Genomic DNA, 18,549 nt, shown 5'->3' with positions numbered 1-18,549 from the left:
CAGGCTTGTGTTGATGAAGTTTCTAGAGGTGCCGCTTCAGGAAGCGCAGCAGATGCGGCGCCAAAAAGCCGGCGGAACTTTGCGCCTCTTCGATGTGCTCTTCGCTGAACCAGAAGTGGCCAGCCCCGTTGACCGGGCATTCGCGCACGACATGCCCGGCTTGTCGCAGGGCGCGCAGGAATGGCTCGGACTGCGAGCGCGGGTCCACAACCGCATCCGCCGTCCCGTAGCCCACGAAGACGGGCAGCTTGTTCGTCGCATGGCGGACATGGCTGATGGGCGACGCGTCGAAGTAGAGCTGGCGGTCGACAAAGGGAGACCCGCCCATGAAGCACTCGGAGCGGCGCCCGCTCGCAAGAGGGAAATCGGCGATCTCGTGCTGCCAGTGAGCCAGCATGTCGTACACGCCGTAGACCCCCGCGAACAGTTTGACGCGTGCGTCGACGCCGGCATGGGCATTGGCCGGTGGGCGGTTCGCGAACCGTGGCGCATCCCAGGCCAGCGCCGCCAGCGCCGCCGCATGCGCCCCGGCCGATGCACCGAGAAGGCCGATGCGTTGTGGGTCGACGCCAAGTTCTTGCGCACTGCCACGGACGAACTGGACGGCAGCGAGGGCATCGCAAACCGGATCGGGAAAGGTCTTTTCCGTGGCCGAGACGCGATACTGGATCGCGAACATGGCGAGCCCGTTGCGCGCCAGAAACTCGCCCCAGTGCCGCAATCCGGCCGGGTCGCCGGCCAGCCAGCCGCCGCCCGGCAGGGCAACGATGACAGGGAACGGCCCCGGGCCCGCGGGTGCGTAGAAATCGGCTCGCAACTGCCTACCGTCGGGCGTGGCATAGACGATCCCGTTGCGTCGGGTCGGGTCGAGGGTGCTCGCGCGATCCCGGTGAACATCGGAGTGGAACGTCGCGGTCATTCAGCGTGCACCACCAGCGGCCAGGCCATCCGGCGTGAAGTGGCCGTCCGAGAACTGTTGCACGATCGAGTAGTGCGCCTTCTTTTGGTTGTACAGATTGGCGACGAACGCCGTGCCTGCCAGCAGATCATCGAAACCGAAACTACCGACGAGAACACCCGGGAGATCGGGGGCAATAAAGGTGTTCGCCCAGAGCTGCTTCCAGAGCTGGCCATTGGCGTCCCAGCGGTCGCCCAGCACGCAGGTCCAAGTGTCCTCGTCGCAGTAGTAGCGGCTCTTTCGCGCCTGGTGCCGCTTGCCGTCGCGCAGCGTGGCCTCGACGACCCAGACCCGATGCAGTTCCCAGCGCATGAAGCCAGGTGCCAGATGGTGGGCCGCCAGCACTTCGGCGTCCGCCGTGGGCTGCAACAGGCGGTTGGTGTTGTAGGGGACGATCATCTCGCGCTTGCCGATCAGCTTCCAGTCGAACTGCTCGAGCCGCCCGGTGAAGACCTCGATCTCGTCCAGCGACATCACGCCCGCCGTCACCGGTGCCGGCGTGTCGCAGCAAGGGTTGGGCAGCTTGCGCACGCGCCGCTGGCCGGTCAGGTAAACCCAGCTCTGCGACTTGGCGTAGTCGACGTTCTCACGGCCGACGATGGCCTCGCCGGCGCGGATCGGTGGACCCGAGTTCACCACCCGGACCAGCCAGAAGTCGCCGTTCCACTTGTCGGACGGCCCCTCGGGCTGGTAGTACGGGGCCACCGAATCGCCGACCCCATCCGTCGTCAGCACGGCTTTTCCGTCGGCGGTGATCTGGTACATGTTGGTCTGGAACTGCCACGACGTTCCGCGCCAGCGCAGGATGTGGTTCCACATGACCTCCGCGCCGGATTTCGGTATCGGGAAGGGAATCCCGCCATACGCGCCTTCGATCTGATCGCCGCTGGCCTTGGCCTGAGTCGCATTCTTGAACGTGTTGTCGTACACCCACTGCGGCGCAGCAGCCGTGCGGTGCGTCTTGTAGACGTCGACGCGGAAGGACTCCGGATATTTCTTCAGCATCGCTTTCGTGCCGTCCGACAGTTTGTCGGCGTGCTGATCGACCGTCTTGGCATCGATCGAGTAGAGCGGCTTCTCGTCCTTGAAAGGGTCGCCGCGTCGGCCGCCCGGCTTGTCGCCGGGGATGGGCGTGGTGTAGCCGCCGGTCCACGCGGGGATGGTGCCGTCCTTGTTGCCGGCTTTCTCCGCGCCCAGGGGCGTGAGCTCGGTTTTCAACCGTGCGGCTTGCTCGGCACTCACGCCGGCGAATGCTCCGAAGGGTGCGATCAGCGCGGCCAGGCAAGTGGCGGTCGCAGCGAGGTGTCGATTCATTTCAGGTTTCCTTGCGCCGGTCAAAGCCGACGAGATGTAGTGACGAGGAAGCGCTGCGCGCACCGGCGGGTTCATGCCGGGACACCCGGTGCTGCAGGCGTCGCTTGCACCGGCAGGCGCGAGAAACACCAGCATGCGCAGGCGGCAAGCACGACCGCGGCAACGCCGATGGCGCCGTAGCCGTGGAGCTTGACCAGCGTGCCGCCAAGCACGGGACCGATGGCCGCGCCGATCATCAGCATGGCTGGCGTCGCTGCAAGCGCCCGCCCCGTCTGCTCGAGACGCGCGAGCAGCCCGAAGGCGAAGGTGTGCGAGAAGATGATGACCGCCACGAACACGGCGGTCGAAGCGGCATAGATGGGAAAGCCCGTGGCGTTCATCACCGTCATCGCCAGCGCAGCCTGAATGACCGGCGCGCACAACAGCACACGGCGCGCCGGCAGGCGCCGCTCGAGCAGCACCGCCAGCGGCGCGGGCACAAGGTTGACCACGCCCAGCGCGATCAGTACGCCGGCCACGGCCTGCGGGCCGAAGCCGCGGTCGATGCCGGCGCGCTCGACGAAGCTGGTGGTCATCGCTTGCACCAGGGCCACCAGCGCAACGCCCACGATGCCGAACCACACGGCCGCCGAGAAGCGCGCTGGCGCGGGCACGGCTGTGGAACGGCCGGCCTTCGCGGCTCCGGGTGCGATCGACGGCAGGGCCGCGGCGTGCGGAAAGTTAAAAAGGCAGACGAGTGCCGCCAGCGCCATCGCAGCGCTGAAGACACCGAAGAGTGCCGTGCCGCCCCACTGCGCAACCAGCCGCGGCGTGACGCCGAGATAGAAGATCGCCACGACGCCGAGCGCCATGTTGATGATCGCGAACAGGCGATGCGGGTTGGCGCTGAGCGCCACGGTGCCGTGCGTGACGCTCAGGGCGCTACCGGCGGCCATGCCGCACAGCAGGTGCAACCCCGCCAGCGTCTTGAAGTCGCTCGCCAGTGCGGCGACGCCGAAGCCGATGGCACTGGTCAGGAACGACAGCGTTACCAGGGGGCGCCTGGGCAGGCGGTTGAAGCGCGACGCGAGCAGAAGGCTGGCGACGACGGCTCCGATCAGGAACAGTGTGGCCAGGAGGCCGGCCTGCTGGGGGTCGAACCGGTAGTTCGCCATCAGCGTACCCACCCACACCGGCAGCGCCACCATGTCGAGCATGCCCGCGCAATGCGCTACCGAGAGCGCGATGCGGCCTCGTTTGGAGTCGGTCGAGATCATGTGTCGTGTCCCCAATCAGAATGTGCGGCTCAGCGTGAGCGAGACGAAGCTGCGGTCTGCGACCGCGTTGCCCTGGCCAAATTGAGGACTGCCTCCTGTCAAGGTCGGCGAGTAGTCGATGAATGGTGTGGCCTTGCCGATGTAGTGGGTGTAGGTCAGTGCGAACTGCCACACACCGAGGTAGTTGCCCGCCAGTCCGATGCTCGCAGTCCCGTTCCCGCGGGCGTCCCAGGTGGTGATCGCCGAGCGGCCATCCAGCGTGTAGCGCAGCCCGATGGGAACGCTCAGGTCAAGCCCCGGGGCGATCTGGCGATAGGTGGGCGTGAAGACCATCTGCAGCGCCGTGGCGTCACGCGTGCGATCCTTGTCGATCGCCCCATCGGGGTCGGTCATGTGCAGAATGCGGTTCCACGCGATCTCGGCGAGCAGGGTCGACTCGCGTGCGATGATGCTCGGGCCGAAGGATGCCAATGTCGACAGATTGATGTGCGCCGTGCGACCCTTTGCGTATCTCGGTTCGGGCTGGCCAGGAAAGAACCCGTAGACCACACCCGGGCTGCGCAGCGGCATGTCATCGCGGATCGACCCTTCGGCGGCAAAGTTGAAATCCCCGATGGACCGCGTCGCGCTCAATCCGTAGACCTTGACCGCGTCCGGGAACCGGTAGTACCAGTTGCCCGGCAGCGTGCCGCCCGGACCTGCAACGCCCCCCGGGTTCAGCTGGCCGTAGAGCAGGCCGCTCTTGTCGTGGTAGCGGGCTGCGTAGAAGCCCAGGTCGGTATCTTCCAGGCGCCACTTCAGTTGCATGCCGAACTGCCCGGAGTCCTTCGGCTTGCGATCCCCGCCGGGTTGCAGCGCGAAATTGCCGACGTTGGGAATGTCCAGGAACTGGGGAAGCGTCGGGTCGCCCCAGACAAGGTTGGACGCCGAGAAGTAGCTTCCCGCGGGCGGCAGGCGATCCGCTTTCCAGCCGAACTGCACGTAGCCACTGACCGCCACATCGGGCGTGATCTGCAACTGCCCGGACAGCTGCGGCACAGGTCGCAGGCTTTCCTTGAACTGCGCATTCGGCGAGCTGAGCAGCTTGTGGACATCGATCGGGCCCTGCGCTCGCGCGATGCCGTTCTCGCCGAAGAAGAGGCTCTCGCCATACTGCAGGGCGTGCTGGCCCAGACGCAGGCTCAACTTGCGCCCCGAACCCAGATCCCAGTTCCCGAAGACAAACGCATCCATCAATTCTGCTTTGCGGCCCGCCAGGTTTCGCGTGCTGCGTGCGAATTCGTTCGTCGGGGTCTGGCCGTTCATCGAATCCAGGGCCCGGGTCGTGCCGTCATAGGCCGCGTCGTACCAGGACGCACCACTCAGGCGAAATCCGAAGTCCTTGCGGTAGACCACGTCCAGCTCGGAGAGCAGGTCCACCCGCTTGGAGACAAGGCCCCGGTCGCGAAAGTTGTCATTGCCCGCATTGAGGTTCAGCGCTTGCGGGAAGGCCGAGGCCGGCACCCCAGGCACAAGGGGGCGGAACGAGTTGACCAATGCGGGGGCGGCCGGCTGCGTGCGGTACATCAGCCCGCCCTTGACCGTGTTGTCGAAGCGAACCGACCAGTCCGAGTCGGGCAAGTCGAGTTCCACGGCATGTACACCAGCGCTGGAAAGCGCCGCGGCCAGGGCTCCGGCAATGCGGCAATGCCGCGGTGAGTCCATTCTCATCATGTTGTCTCCTCGTTCTTTTTTAAAACCGCCTTGCATCGTTTCGCAGCATGGGACTCAATGCATGTGGATGCCTCCGTTGATGGCGAGCGTTGCCCCCGTGATGCATGCCGCTTCGCGCGAGGCGATGTACGCGACGGCCGCACTGACCTCTTGGGGCGTGGCGAGCCGCTTGAGTGCGGCGAGCGACGCAATACCCGATCGGACCGGTTCGTTGGTATTGCGGAAGAACTCGGGCGTGCCGACGGGCCCCGGGGCCACGTTGTTGACAGTGATGCCCGCCGCCGCCAGGTCGAAAGCCGCCTGCCTCGTCAGCCCGAGGAGTGCGGCTTTCGCCGTCCCGTAGGCAATGTCCGTACCGCTGCCGGCAAGTTCACCGGCAGCGGACCCGATGACGATGATGCGCGAATGCTCGATCGGCGCCACCAGCCTCAGCTGTGCGAACGCATGGATGCAACGGAAGACACCCGTGAGGTTGAGCGCGATGGTCCGATCCCAGTCGTTCATGCTCAAGGTCGCGACATGGGGCTGCTGGCCGAGATGAACGACAGGCCCGCCCGACGCGACCACCAGGACGCTGGCGGCGCCGCTCGTCTCGATGCCGAGAAAGGCGGCATGCACCGATTCCGCATTGGTCACGTCCAGCCGCGCCACGTCGTGGCCGCTGCCGTGCAGGCCATCCCGAACCTTGCACGCACCCTCCGCATCGAAGTCGGCCACGACAACGCGATAGCCCTGCGACGCCAGCTTGCGACAGATATCGCCGCCGATGCCACCGGCACCGCCGACGACAAGGGCCCGACGATCTTCTGTCATGGGTTCCCTGCCTTGCCCGCAGGGCACATGCCGCGGCCGTGCCGCAATGCTGCGCCGACGCGGTCGCAGGACGTGTCGAGCAGGTGCGAGAAAGAGAGGCCCAAAGGCCCCTCGCCAACGACGAGGATGCTCATGTCTTGTCTCCGTTTTTTTCTTGGTAGCGCAGCTTCATCGGAGCCGCGTGACACAGAGCATCGACCCACATCAAAATTTAGGCAATGCAGCGCCGTTTACTATCAACATTTGCCGTGCAAATAATGGACGGTGTGCCCCGAGCTGGAAGCCCGTCGAGAGTCGGGCTGCATAGCCCCCCGAGATGTGGAACAAATGAAGGATTTCGACCTGAACCTGCTGCGCGTGCTGGTGGTGCTGCACCGCACGCGCAGTGTCTCCAAGGCCGCCGCTGCGCTCGGCCTGAGCCAGCCTGCGACAAGCCTTGCTCTGGGAAGGCTGCGCAAGGCGCTCGACGATCCGCTGTTCGTGCGGTCTCCTGCTGGCATGCTGCCAACGCCGCGCGGCACCGAACTGGCCAATGCCGCAGCCGGGGCGCTCTCGGACTTCAGCGTTCATGCGCAGAGCGAGCCGACTTTCGATCCGGCCACCTCGCGTCGCGACTTCGTCGTCACCACGCCCGATGTCGGCGAACTGCAACTCCTGCCGCCACTGATGGCCTATCTCGCACGGGAAGCGCCTCACTGCAACCTTCGGTCCGAACCGTTTGCGACGGCGGACGTTGAAGCCGCGCTGGAAGACGGCCGATGTGACCTCGCGTTCGGGCTCTTCCCGAATCTGGAGCGACCTGCGCTCTACACGCAGCAGATCCTCAAGCAAACCATCGTGTGCCTGGTGCGAGCGGATCATCCGACGGTGCAGTCGTCACGCATCAGCATGCGTCGCTTCCTGGAGCTTTCGCATGCCGTCGTGCATCCGGTGGGCCGCAGCCAGGAACTCTTCGAAGCTCTGCTCAAAGAGAAGGGCTACACGCGCAGGGTTCAATTGAAGACGGCCCACTTCCTCTCGCTGCCGTCGATCATTGCCGTCACGGACATGATTGCGACGGTGCCTCGATCCATCGCGGACTACTACACCCGGCTGGAGAACCTGCGCATCGTAGAGCTACCGATTGGCATCAAACCGGCCCCGATCCGGCAGTTCTGGCATCCGAGGTTTCATACCGACCCCGCCGTGCGATGGCTGCGCGAGTCCGTCGCCCGCCTGTTCGGCACGGTCGAAGCCTGACATGCGGCCTGGCTGAACGCTCATAGGGAACCGCGGAATTCGAGGTCCGAACTGCATGTGAGGCCTGTGCGTCCAAATTCTTCATGTACTGGGTGCTGCCCGTACTGCCAGGAGACAATCGTTCAGCCGGCGCCGAGGGCCTCGACGTAGGGCGGATAGAGCGAATGGCTGCTCGCCATGTAGAGGCGATTGCGCTTCGGCCTCCGAACTCGAGATTCGGGCAGGCGGATGAAGCCAATGGGCTTGGCTTGCCCTGCGAGTTGAAGATCTTCACGCCGTTCATCTCTTCCCACTTGCCGGTGGGCAGGGAGGCATTCATGCCGCCACCGATGTCGGAAGGCTCGGCCGCAACCGCGCCGTGTAGCCCACCCGCACCAGAGATTGCCGTCGCGATCGGCGCGAAAGCCGTCGAAGGCACCCGGCCCGCCGGCGTCTATCTGCTTGGCCTTGTTCCGTCCTTCTTGGTGCGGATCACGCGCCGGTCACCGAGTGCTCGCAGGTGATCAGCCGGTTGTTAGGGATGTCGCAGGAGCAGGTATCCGTGCTCGGGGGAAGTAGACCAGGCCCTCCCGCCGGATTCCGACGATCAGGGTTTCGGCGGCTTCACGGCACCATCCCAGTGCTCGACGATCTTGCCGTTCTCAAGGCGGAACATGTCGAACCAGGTGGTCGTGTACTTTCGCGTTGCGTCCTGCGGTTCGGGGTACTCGCGCACGAAGCTCAGGATCACGAGGTCGCGCTCGGCAACGATGGAGACCAGCGGCGCCTTGATGCGGGCCTCCACCGGCAGAGGCGCCGGGGTCCTTCGCGAGAGGAAGCCCACCATGGCCGCACGGCCGGTCGGCACGTTGGGGTTGTGCTGGATGTAGGACTCGGCAACGTACTTGTCCGCCTGCGCCACCTGTCCCGCCTCGAAGACCTCACGCCAGAAGTCGTAGACCAGGCGCTTGTTGGCCCGCAGCACCGGATCGGCGCTTGCGAGAAGCGCCTCCTGGTCTGCGGCCGGTTGAACCGGGACCTGTGCCGCCGCGGCGAGGGGCAAGATGGCGGCAAGCGCAAGAACGATATGTGCGAGCAGAGGTTTCTTCATTGGATAAGGCAGTTGTTGTGAAGCGCTGGGCTGCCGCCGTTATAGCCGATCAGTGCGGCCTCTATCGTTGAAAAAGCCAATGAAGAAATCCCGCATCCAGTGATGTGCCAGCGCTAGCTAGACCTCGACAACGCGGCATAACGCATCAAAGACTGGACCCAGACATGAACACGAAGATGAAAGTGGTGTCGGGCTCGGCGCGATGGAGTGCGAAGCCGCCATCAACCTGTTCGCAAAGGGGCACGACGTCGTGAGATGCGATATGCGCGTCGAGGTCCTCGACTGTCCGCGGTTGCAACGCGACACCCGCCGCCTCGCTCGCAGAGGCGGCGCGCCCGGTCGTCGCGTCGTCCCTGTTAACCCGCGTGCCATGACTTCGGGCTGAGCTCTAGCCAGATCTGTTCATCCAGATCGCCGAATGCGGAAGCATGGGCCGCGCTGCAGAAGTGCTTGGCTTGTCCAATCCCACGGCAAGCCGCTATCTGAGCGCGCTTGAGAATCGCCTCAAGACGAGGCTCGTCGAACGCAACACTCGGCGGCTCTATCTCACGGAGACCCGATGGCTCCGGCGGGCTTCCGACTGGCCAGACCCGATGCGCAAGAACACCTGATGGAGCGCGAGCCGCGAAGGGCCCCACTGCTGCGCCTACCGTCAGGAAGCATCCCAAATGCGCGGGACGATCGGCACCCTCCGGCTACGGCCCCACAGCACGAAAACCGAGAGCGCGAGCAGCACGAAGTTCAGCGGCAGCACGCCCGCTTCGCCGCGCGATAAATGAAAGCCGATCGCCAGCACTTGCAGCACGGTGCAACCGAGCGCTGCGAGAATCGAGAGGCGGGGCAGCACACGTGTCAGCGCTGGCAGCAGGATGCCGAGGCCACCGAGCAGGTCGATGAGCCCGATGAAGCGAACAAAGGTGGACGAGTACTCTCCCGGCCACTTCATCGAAGCGGCGAGTTCCGGTATCGGCGTCGTCAGCTTCATGAGGCCGATGCCGCAGAACGCCACGGCAAGCAGAACTTGAGCAGTCCATAGCCCAATCCGCAGCGGCTGGCGGGCAGATGGTTCAAAGGTGGTGGCTGTCATGCAAAGATTCCAAATGAGAAAACGGATGGGACGAAGGACTGGCGCACGCGCCATTCAGGACCGAGACCTGCCGACGCCGACCATCGAGTGCGTGGACGACATCCAGAAGGTGCTCGGTGCGAGAATTTGTCCATGCATGGACTCTAGACAGCGCCATGCGAGAGAGCGAGTGACGTGCATTCAATGGTGCAGTTCCAAAAAGGAAAGAGCGAGTGGATCAATTGACCAGCCTGCGGGTGTTCCGCGAAGTGGTGGAGTCCGGCAGCTTCACCGCTGCGGCCGAACGTCTGGGTATGTCGGCGCCGATGGCCAGTAAACGGCTGGCGCAGTTGGAACGCACTGTCAACGCGCGGCTGCTCCACCGCACCAGCCGGAATCTGAGCCTCACCGAAGCCGGGAGCGCCTACTACGACCAATGCCTGCGGGCACTTGACATCCTCGATGCCGCGGAAGCGGCGATCGGACAAGGCGCGCAGGACGTTCGCGGCCAGCTCAAGATGAGCGCGCCCGTCTGGTGTGCAACGCCACGATTTGCGCAAGCACTGGCCGAATATCGGCGTCGCTATCCGGACGTGGTCCTGGATGTCCACTTGACGAACCACAAGGTCGACCTCGTCACGGAGGGCTATGACCTCGCGCTGCGCGCAACAGACGAGCCGGCCCATGCCTTGATCGCGAGGCCGCTGTGTCAGGTCCCCTTCCGCCTCGTGGCGTCCGCCGCCTACATGAAGCGCTACGCATGCGATCCGGAGGCGGCCGACGCGCCGGCACTCGATGCGGTGGTGCCCAGCTATCTGGACCTCGAGGCCTTGATGGCGAAGGTGCACAAGGGATCACCGCGGTTTCGGCTGAATGCGGTCATGCGCTCGGACGACACGACGCTGACCTATCACGCAGTCTGCGTCGGCATGGGCGTAGCCTTCCTGCCCGACTGGCTGGTGGGCGCCGACCTGGCCTCCCGGCGCCTCATGCATGTCTTGGAAAGCGACGTGCAAACCCCGTCGGCCACCCTATTCGCGGTCTACGCCAGCCGACAGTACATGGCACCCAAGTTGAGAACGTTCATCGACTTCATGGTCGAGACGCTCGGAGAATGAACCAGGTACGCTGCTTGGCGCGTGATCGCTGCCCTGCGGCCTTCGGCATCCACGTGGCATGAAGTACCGTACGATCGAACCGGGGTTCAGGCCTGCGAGAACAAGCGGCCAAGCCGCGAGCGCAGGCCGTCAGCGCCCTTTGTCCTTGAAAAGCCCGATGAAGAGATTGCGCATCCAGTGGTGCGCCGGATCCGATTCGAAGCGGCGACTCCAGTGCAGCGACACCGTGAAGGCGCTGCGGGGCAGCTCCGCCGGAAGCACCGCATAGCGCTTCGGCTCGATGAACCTGCGCGCGATCGCCTGTGGCATCACGACGGCGAAATCGGTGCGCGCAATGATCGCCGGCAGCGCAAGGAAATGCGCCGAGTTGAGCACCAGCCGTCCATCGAGACCGAGCTGCTGCAGGATGCGGAGGGTCTCCGAGTGCGAGCGTACGGCCACGTACTCCAGGCGCCGCAGGTCCTGGATCGTCATGCGGACATCCGCCGCCTTCGAAGCCTTTGCCATCGGATGTCCCGCCCGCACCACCACCGCGTAGCGATCGCGCAGCAGGTCGACGCGCTCCGTTCCGCTGACCAAGGGCAGAAACCCGAGTGCGAAATGGATGGCTCCGGTTTCGAGGGCATCGGTGATCTCCCCGTGCGGCAGCGGCGTCGTGTGCACCCGTATGCCGGGTGCCTGGCGGTGCAAGGCCTCCATCAGTTCCGGCAGCAGCCGGGCCTCGCCGATGTCGTTCATGTGCAGCCGGACGGTCATGCGCGAGCGTGAGGGATCGAAGGTGTCTTCGTCCCGCAGCACATCCTCGATGGCGGCCACGGCCGGCTGCACGACGCTTGCGAGCCGCTCCGCGCGCAGCGTCGGGCGCATGCGCCCGTTGGCGCGCACGAACAGCGCATCGCCCAAGGCAAGCCGCAATCGCGTCAGGCCTTGGCTGGCGGCCGGCTGCGACAACCCCAGCGCATCGGCGGCGCGGCTGACGCTGCCGAGGCGGTACACCGCCTCGAACAGGCGGAGCAGGTTCATGTCCAGCTTTTCAGTATGCATACAGCTTATTTTGTTCTAGACATTTCATTGTATTGATGAATAGAGCGGCAAGCGCAAAACTGCGGACCTCATCTAGGAGCATTCATGGATCGACATGTCGAACTTCCCGCGCAAGCGCCCTTCCCGGCCGGCAGCACCCTGACCGTGCGGGATGCGGTTTTCAGGCTGTTGCGCGCATTCGGCATGACCAGCGTGTTCGGCAACCCCGGCTCGACGGAACTGCCGATGTTCATCGACTTTCCGGAAGACTTCCGCTACGTGCTCGGGCTGCAGGAGTCCGTGGTCGTGGGCATGGCGGACGGCTACGCGCAGGCCACGCACAACGCGGCATTCATCAACCTGCATTCCGCGGCCGGCGTCGGCCATGCGATGGGCAATATCTTCACGGCCTTTCGCAACCGCACGCCGCTCGTGATCACGGCCGGCCAGCAGGCGCGCTCGATCCTGCCCTTCGAGCCCTTTCTCGGCTCCACGCAGGCGCCCGAGTTGCCGAGACCCTACGTCAAGTGGAGCGTCGAGCCGGCGCGGGCCGAGGACGTCCCGCTGGCCATTGCGCGGGCCTACTACATCGCGATGACGCCGCCGCGCGGCCCCGTGCTGGTCTCGATCCCATCGGATGACTGGGACGTGCAGACCTTGCCGGTCGATGCACGGGAGGTCAGCCGGCATGTGCGCGCAGACCCCGACCTTCTCGCGCGCATCGCCGCGGCCCTCGATGGCGCCCGCTCCCCCGCCTTCGTGGTCGGTGCCGCGGTCGATCGCGACGAGGCCTGGAAGGAGGCGGTTGAATTGGCCGAGCGGCACAACGCCCGCGTGTATGTCGCGCCCATGTCGGGCCGATGCAGCTTCCCGGAAGACCACCCGCTGTGGGGAGGCTTCCTGCCGCCGATGCGCGAGCGCATCGGCGAGCGGCTCGCCGGCCACGACCTCGTATTTGCGCTCGGTGCGCCGGCGTTCACCTACCATGTGCCGGGCCAAGGACCGCACCTGCCCGAAGGATGCGAGCTGGTGCAGCTGACAGACGATCCCCAGGTCGCAGCCTGGGCGCCGACGGGAAGCTCCGTGGTCGGCAGCATCCGCCTGGGCTTGCTCGATCTGCTCGAGTGCAGCATGCCGCGCGATCGTCCAGCACCACCTGCCCACGTGTGGCCGCCGCGCGTTGCAGAGCCCGAGCCGGGCGAACGCCTGTCGGTGGCGTGGGTCCTGCAGACCCTGGCCGACGTGCGCGCGCGCGACAGCATCGTGGTCGAGGAAGCACCCAGCGCACGGCCCGTCATGCACGGCCACCTTCCGATCTTCGAATCGGAAACCTTCTACACCATGTGCAGCGGCGGCCTGGGCTACGGCCTTCCGGCCGCGGTGGGGGTGGCGCTGGGCAAGCCGGGCGCCCGGGTCATTGCATTGGTGGGCGACGGCTCGGCAATGTATGCCATTCAAGCGCTGTGGAGCGCGGCGCAGTTGGCGCTGCCGGTCACGGTGCTGATCCTGAAGAACCGTCGCTACGCCGCACTGTACGAGTTCGCCCGCATCTTCGGCTACCGGCCTGACGAGCATGTGCCGGGCACCGACCTGCCCGATCTCGATTTTGTCGCGCTTGCTGGCGCACAAGGCATGAAGGGTCTGCGCGTCGACACCGCGGAGCAACTGCGTCCCGCATTGCACCAGGCGCTGCAATCCACCGCACCGATGCTGGTCGAGATCGAAGTGGCCTGAGAGTTTTTTCGCTTTTTCAAATCTACAAGGAGACAAGACGATGGGCACGATATCGATGTTGATCAATGGCGAAGACCGCCAGGCTGCGGACGGTGCCACCTTCGAGCGCCGCAATCCGCTCGACGGCACGGTGGCGACCATCGCACCAGCTGCCACGAAGGCCGATGCCGTGGCAGCGGTCGAAGCTGCCGCTGCGGCGTTTCCGGCCTGGTCCTGCACCGGCCCGGGCGCACGCAGGGCGCTGCTGCTGAAGGCGGCACAGGCCATCGAAGCCAAGGCCCAGGCCCTGACGGATGCCATGGCATCCGAGACCGGTGCCGGCGCGCCGTGGGCCGGTTTCAACGTGCACCTGGCCGCCGGCATGCTGCAGGAAGCGGCCGGCATGACGACCCAGATCAGCGGTGAGGTCATCCCCTCCGACGTGCCCGGCAGCCTGGCCCTGGGCTTGCGCCGCCCGGCCGGTGTGGTGCTGGGCATCGCGCCTTGGAATGCGCCGGTGATCCTCGGCGTGCGGGCGATCGCCACGCCGCTGGCCTGCGGCAACACGGTGGTGTTCAAGGGCTCGGAACTCAGCCCGGCCACGCACGGACTGATCGTCGAAGCCTTCAAGGATGCAGGTTTCCCGCCGGGCGTCGTCAACTTCGTGACCAATGCGCCGGCCGATGCAGCCGAGGTGGTCGAGGCGATCATTGCCCATCCAGCGTTGCGCCGTGTGAACTTCACCGGCTCCACCCGCGTCGGCAGGCTGATCGCGCAGACCTGCGCGAAGTACCTGAAGCCGGCGGTGCTGGAGCTTGGCGGCAAGGCCCCGCTGGTCGTGCTGGACGATGCCGACCTCGATGCCGCGGTCAATGGCGCGGCCTTCGGCGCCTTCGCCAACAGCGGCCAGATCTGCATGAGCACCGAGCGCATCATCGTGGACAGCCGCATCGCGGACGCCTTCGTCGCAAAGCTCGCCGCCAAGGCCGTGCAGCTTCCGCTGGGCGATCCCCGCAAGGGGCCGGTGGTGCTGGGTTCGGTGGTCGATGCGAGCACCGTCGAGCGCTGCAACGCGCTGATCGACGATGCCCTTGCCAAGGGCGCGAAGCTCGTGTGCGGCGGCAAGGCCGACAGCACGCTGATGCCCGCGACGCTGCTCGACCACGTGACGCCGCAGATGCGCATCTACCATGAAGAGAGCTTCGGTCCCGTGAAGCCGGTGGTGCGCGTCGACGGCGTCGACGAAGCGGTGCGCGTGGCCAACGACAACCCCTACGGGCTGTCCTCCGCCGTGTTCGGGCGCGACATCGCGCGTGCCTGGGATGTGGCCAACCGCATCGACTCCGGCATCTGCCACGTGAACGGCCCGACCGTGCACGACGAGGCGCAGATGCCCTTCGGCGGCGTGAAGGACTCGGGCTACGGCCGCTTCGGCGGCAAGGCCGGCATCGACGCCTTCACGGAGCTGCGATGGGTCACGGTGCAGACCACCGAGCGCCACTATCCGTTCTGATGAAAAGCAGGAGACAGCCCATGAAATCCCTGCTTGCAACCGCGGCGCTGGCGCTCGGCCTCGGTCCGTGCGGCATCGCCCAGGCCCAGGAGTGGCCTCGGCAGCCGATCAAGATCGTCGCCAACTTCGCGCCCGGCGGCGCGGCCGACCAACTGGCCCGCGTGATCGGCGCACCGCTGCACGAAGCGCTCGGGCAACCCGTGCTCGTGGAGAACAAGGGCGGCGCGGGCGGCAACCTCGGCGGCGAGTTCGTCGCCAAGTCGCCGCCCGACGGCTATACCTTCCTCATGAGTTCCGGCGGCATGGTGTCGATCAATCCGCACATCTACGCGAAGATGTCGTTCGATCCCGCGAAGGATCTCGTCCCCGTCGCATCCGTCGCACGGGTTCCGTTCTACCTGGTGGTCCGTGCCGACAGCCCGGTCAGGGACTTCAAGGGCCTGGTCGCCGACCTCAAGGCGAACCCCGGCAAGCGCTCGTTCGGATCGCCCGGCAACGGGAGCTCGCCTCACCTCGCCGCGGAGATGATGACGAGCCAGACGAGAACGACGGCCATCCATGTGCCGTACCGCGGCGCGGCGCCCGCGTTGACGGACCTGCTGGGCGGCCAGATCGACTTCCTGTTCGATCCCGGAATCAGCATCCAGCACGTCAAGACCGGCAAGCTGCGCATGCTGGCGGTGGCAAGCCTCAAGCGGGCGCCCCAGATGCCCGAGGTGCCCACGCTCGACGAGCTCGGGCTCAAGGGCTTCGACGCCGATGCCGTGTTCGGCCTCTATGCGCCGGCCGGCACACGGCCGGCCGTGATCCAGCGGATCAATGCCGAGGTCAACCGCGCGCTGGCATTGCCGGCCGTCAGGACAACCATCGAAACCCTCGGCAACGTGCCGGAGCCGCTCACGCCCGCAGCCTTCGGCGACAAGGGCGCGGCCGACTTCAAGCGGCTGGGCGCCGTGATCCGGGAGCGCGGCATCCGCGCCGACTGATGCATGAAGAAGAAAGACAGCCGATGACCGCCACGCCCCGGCCTGCAGCCGGCCACCCTCCCCTCATCGCCACGGATGTGCTGATCGCCGGCGGCGGCCCCTGCGGCCTGATGCTTGCCAACGAACTCGGCCGCCGCGGCATCCGCTGCCTGCTGGTCGACGCCAAGCCGGGCACGGCCTTCAACCCGCAGGCCAATGCCACGCAGGCCCGCACGATGGAGCATTTCCGCCGGCTCGGCTTCGCGCACGAGATCCGTGCATTGGGCCTGCCCGCCGACCACCCGACGGACATTGCGTACTTCACGCGCTTCGGCGGCCATGAACTGGCGCGCATCAGCTTGCCCACGGCCGCCGAGGCTGCGGTCAAAGTCAAGACGATGACGGGGTCCTGGAGCGCCGCCGAGCTGCCGCATCGCGTGTCGCAGAAATTCGTCGAGCAAACGCTGCGCCGCCATGCGCAGGCCTGGCCTTCCGCCGATGTGCGCTATGGCTGGCGGCTGGAGAGGTTCAGCGACGAGGGTGGATCGGTGAGCGCCACGGTGCGGCCGAGCGAAGGCGGCCCGGCGCAGGACGTGGTCGCAAAGTTCCTGATCGGCACCGACGGCGCGCGCAGCCTGGTCCGGCAGCAGCTGGGCATCGAGTGGGGCGGCGTGAGCGGCATCCAGCGCGAGTTCATGGGCGGCAAGATGTTTGCCATCTATCTGCGCGCACCGCGGTTCCTCTCTGCACTGCAATCTCCCAAGGCCTGGATGTACGTGGCCGTCAACCACCAAAGGCGTGCCTTCATGGCCTCGGTGGACGGCGTGTCCGAGTACGCCTTCCATGCGGCGCTGCGTCCCGGCGAAGACGCCGAGGGCTGGACCGAGGCCGATGCGCGCCGTGTCTTCGCTGAAGCGGTCGGCGTCGACGTGCCGATAGAGATCCTCTCCATGGGCACCTGGCTCGCGGGGCATGCGCTGGTGGCCCAGCGCTTCCAGAAGGGCCGGGTCTTCATCGCGGGCGATGCGGCCCACCTGTTCACGCCCACTGGCGGGCTGGGTTACAACACGGCCGTCGAAGACGCGGTCAACCTGGGCTGGAAGCTCGCGAGCGTGATCCGCGGCCAGGCACCGCTGGCGCTGCTCGACAGCTACGAGGCCGAGCGCAGGCCGCTGGCCGAGCGCAACACGGGCTACGCGCGCAAGTTCGCCGACTCGGTGGGGCTCTTCGCGGCAAAGCCCGAGCTGGAAGAAACCTCCACGCGGGGCGATGCCGAGCGCAAGCTCGCAGGCCTGCACTTCGATGCGCATGCGCGGCTCGAATTCAACATTCCGGGCGTGACCTTCGGCGGCCGGTACGACGGCTCGCCGATCATCCTCGGCGATGGCGCCGCGCTGCCGCCCGACGAGCCGAATGCCTACACGCCCACCGCCAGTCCGGGCGGCCGGCCGCCGCATGCGTGGCTCGATGACGGGCGCTCGCTGTTCGACCTGTTCCACGCCGAATGGACGTTGCTGGCCTTGGGGCCCGATTCCCCCGATACCCAGGCCTTCGAAGCCGCAGCGCGGGATCTGGAAGTGGACCTGCGCGTCGTGCGGCTGGCGCAGCCGTCTCTGCGCGAACTCTACGAAGCGCCGCTTGCACTGATCCGCCCGGACCAGATCGTCGCGTGGCGCGGTGCAGCCGCGGACGATGCAGCAAGTGTGCTGTCTCGCGTCACGGCCCGGCTTTGCGCCGCAGCGCCGCACGGCACTTCAACACCTTCAACAATCTCCGTCGATGCGACGGGAGGAAACCGCGCATGAAAGTCAGCACCCCGCTTCTTCGTCTCGCCGCCCTTGCAATGGCCTTGGCGATGGCTCCTTCGGCCTTCGCGCAGGCCTGGCCAACCAGGCCGGTCCGCCTGGTGGCCGCATTTCCGCCGGGCACCCCGGGCGACGTGATCGCCAGGTTGATACAGCCGGCGCTTCAGGCCGCCTGGAACCAGCCGGTCGTCATCGAGAACAAGACAGGCGCCGGAGGCAACCTGGCCGCCGGGGAAGTCGCGCACGCCAGGGACGGCCACACACTGCTCGTCGGGCCCGACACGATCCTCACCATCAATCCCCATCTGTACAGGAAGCTGGGCTTCGATCCGAGGGCTTCGCTCAAGCCGGTCACCTACTTCGCGAGTTTCAACCAGTTGCTGGTGTGCAATCCAGCCGCCGAGGTCCCGTCGCTCGCAAAGTTCGTTCAGCTGCCTTCCACCCGGCTGTATGCGTCGGGCGGCGCGGGCACGCCCAGCCACATGGCCATGGAGATGCTGCTGGCCACGACCGGAACCAGGCTCACCCATGTGCCCTACAAAGGTCCCGGCCCGGCCGCGCAGGACGTGATGGGAGGCCATGTGGACTGCGGCTTCATCGTCTCCTCCATCGTCCTGCCGCATGTCCAGAGCGGGCGGCTGCGCGCGATCGCCGTCTCCGGCAAGGAACGGTCTGGGCTGCTCCCCGAGGTTCCGACGATTGCCCAGAGCGGGCATCCGGGGTTCGATGCCACCTTCTTCGAGACCCTGATGGCGCCGTCCAGCCTGCCGGCTGTCACGGTCGAGAAAATCCAGCGCGACGTGCGTGCCGCGCTCCAGGCTCCTGCCGTGAAGACACGGCTGGCAGAGATGGACCTGCGTGTCGAGGGCTACAGCACGCAGGAGGCGCAACGGCGCAGCCAGGAGGACTTTGCCAAGTGGGGCACGGTCGCGCAGCGGACCCAACTGCAACTGGACTGAAGGA

Annotated in this window: 16 protein-coding genes and 2 pseudogenes; 8 read left to right on the top strand and 10 right to left on the bottom strand. The window is 66.1% G+C overall.

What is annotated here, in order from left to right; genetic code table 11:
• Window positions 1–22 precede the first annotated feature (22 nt).
• The 6 genes from GFK26_RS20960 to GFK26_RS20935 are packed head-to-tail and all read right to left on the bottom strand — an operon-like array spanning window position 23 to window position 6,188.
• Window positions 23–919 (bottom strand): alpha/beta hydrolase, encoded by an 897-nt coding sequence (locus GFK26_RS20960; RefSeq protein WP_153283677.1) that lies wholly within the window; start codon window positions 917–919, stop codon window positions 23–25.
• Window positions 920–2,407 (bottom strand): DUF1329 domain-containing protein, encoded by a 1,488-nt coding sequence (locus tag GFK26_RS20955; protein ID WP_228121725.1) that lies wholly within the window; start codon window positions 2,405–2,407, stop codon window positions 920–922.
• Window positions 2,344–3,528, bottom strand: coding sequence for an MFS transporter (locus GFK26_RS20950; protein WP_153283676.1), 1,185 nt, complete (start codon window positions 3,526–3,528; stop codon window positions 2,344–2,346). The genes GFK26_RS20955 and GFK26_RS20950 overlap by 64 nt, the downstream gene beginning before the upstream one ends.
• A 15-nt stretch (window positions 3,529–3,543) precedes the next feature.
• Window positions 3,544–5,241, bottom strand: coding sequence for a DUF1302 domain-containing protein (locus GFK26_RS20945; protein ID WP_228121724.1), 1,698 nt, complete (start codon window positions 5,239–5,241; stop codon window positions 3,544–3,546).
• A 54-nt stretch (window positions 5,242–5,295) separates the two neighbouring features.
• Window positions 5,296–6,054, bottom strand: a complete 759-nt coding sequence (locus GFK26_RS20940) for an SDR family NAD(P)-dependent oxidoreductase (protein ID WP_153283674.1) — start codon at window positions 6,052–6,054, stop codon at window positions 5,296–5,298.
• A complete protein-coding gene (locus GFK26_RS20935) occupies window positions 6,051–6,188 on the bottom strand; it encodes a hypothetical protein (RefSeq protein ID WP_153283673.1) in 138 nt (45 codons plus the stop codon). Before GFK26_RS20935 ends, GFK26_RS20940 begins: the two co-directional genes overlap by 4 nt.
• A gap of 193 nt (window positions 6,189–6,381) precedes the next feature.
• Between GFK26_RS20935 and GFK26_RS20930 the strand changes: the two genes are divergently transcribed.
• Window positions 6,382–7,293, top strand: a complete 912-nt coding sequence (locus GFK26_RS20930; protein WP_153283672.1) for a LysR family transcriptional regulator — start codon at window positions 6,382–6,384, stop codon at window positions 7,291–7,293.
• A 122-nt stretch (window positions 7,294–7,415) separates the two neighbouring features.
• On the opposite strand, the pseudogene GFK26_RS34715 reads toward GFK26_RS20930, so the two are convergent.
• Together GFK26_RS34715 and GFK26_RS20920 are read right to left on the bottom strand one after the other, a co-directional pair.
• A pseudogene (locus tag GFK26_RS34715) lies at window positions 7,416–7,745 on the bottom strand (SMP-30/gluconolactonase/LRE family protein); the annotation flags it as partial.
• A gap of 134 nt (window positions 7,746–7,879) precedes the next feature.
• Window positions 7,880–8,383, bottom strand: a complete 504-nt coding sequence (locus tag GFK26_RS20920) for a nuclear transport factor 2 family protein (protein WP_153283670.1) — start codon at window positions 8,381–8,383, stop codon at window positions 7,880–7,882.
• A 428-nt stretch (window positions 8,384–8,811) separates the two neighbouring features.
• Here GFK26_RS20920 and GFK26_RS20915 point away from each other — a divergent pair.
• Window positions 8,812–8,940, top strand: a pseudogene (locus GFK26_RS20915) (helix-turn-helix domain-containing protein); the annotation flags it as partial.
• Between the two features lie 95 nt (window positions 8,941–9,035).
• On the opposite strand, the gene GFK26_RS20910 reads toward GFK26_RS20915, so the two are convergent.
• The gene (locus GFK26_RS20910) at window positions 9,036–9,470 is read right to left on the bottom strand and encodes a DoxX family protein (protein ID WP_153283668.1); all 435 of its coding nucleotides are present in this window, start codon (window positions 9,468–9,470) and stop codon (window positions 9,036–9,038) included.
• Window positions 9,471–9,682: 212 nt separating this feature from the next.
• Here GFK26_RS20910 and GFK26_RS20905 point away from each other — a divergent pair, with 212 nt between their 5' ends.
• On the top strand, window positions 9,683–10,567 hold the full coding sequence (locus GFK26_RS20905; protein WP_153283667.1) for a LysR family transcriptional regulator: 885 nt from the start codon (window positions 9,683–9,685) through the stop codon (window positions 10,565–10,567).
• A gap of 129 nt (window positions 10,568–10,696) precedes the next feature.
• On the opposite strand, the gene GFK26_RS20900 is transcribed toward GFK26_RS20905, so the two are convergent.
• Window positions 10,697–11,611 (bottom strand): LysR family transcriptional regulator, encoded by a 915-nt coding sequence (locus tag GFK26_RS20900; protein WP_153283666.1) that lies wholly within the window; start codon window positions 11,609–11,611, stop codon window positions 10,697–10,699.
• An 84-nt stretch (window positions 11,612–11,695) separates the two neighbouring features.
• Between GFK26_RS20900 and mdlC the strand changes: the two genes are divergently transcribed.
• Genes mdlC through GFK26_RS20875 form a run of 5 tightly spaced genes read left to right on the top strand, consistent with a single transcriptional unit; the run spans window position 11,696 to window position 18,545 of the window.
• Window positions 11,696–13,324, top strand: a complete 1,629-nt coding sequence (gene mdlC / locus GFK26_RS20895; protein ID WP_153283665.1) for a benzoylformate decarboxylase — start codon at window positions 11,696–11,698, stop codon at window positions 13,322–13,324.
• 40 nt (window positions 13,325–13,364) lie between these two features.
• Complete coding sequence (locus tag GFK26_RS20890; RefSeq protein WP_153283664.1) at window positions 13,365–14,816, top strand: aldehyde dehydrogenase; 1,452 nt, start codon at window positions 13,365–13,367, stop codon at window positions 14,814–14,816.
• A gap of 20 nt (window positions 14,817–14,836) precedes the next feature.
• Window positions 14,837–15,802, top strand: a complete 966-nt coding sequence (locus GFK26_RS20885) for a Bug family tripartite tricarboxylate transporter substrate binding protein (RefSeq protein WP_153283663.1) — start codon at window positions 14,837–14,839, stop codon at window positions 15,800–15,802.
• Window positions 15,803–15,825: 23 nt separating this feature from the next.
• Window positions 15,826–17,586 carry an FAD-dependent oxidoreductase gene (locus tag GFK26_RS20880; protein ID WP_153283662.1) on the top strand — a complete coding sequence of 587 codons (1,761 nt, stop codon included), beginning with the start codon at window positions 15,826–15,828 and terminating at the stop codon, window positions 17,584–17,586.
• Complete coding sequence (locus GFK26_RS20875) at window positions 17,583–18,545, top strand: Bug family tripartite tricarboxylate transporter substrate binding protein (protein WP_153283661.1); 963 nt, start codon at window positions 17,583–17,585, stop codon at window positions 18,543–18,545. The genes GFK26_RS20880 and GFK26_RS20875 overlap by 4 nt, the downstream gene beginning before the upstream one ends.
• The last annotated feature ends 4 nt before the right edge of the window (window positions 18,546–18,549 follow it).

Origin of the sequence: Variovorax paradoxus (assembly GCF_009498455.1) — a bacterium.
Taxonomy (GTDB): domain Bacteria; phylum Pseudomonadota; class Gammaproteobacteria; order Burkholderiales; family Burkholderiaceae_C; genus Variovorax; species Variovorax paradoxus_H.
Note: the sequence above shows the minus strand (reverse complement) of the source record. Positions and strands in the feature narration are given on the sequence as shown.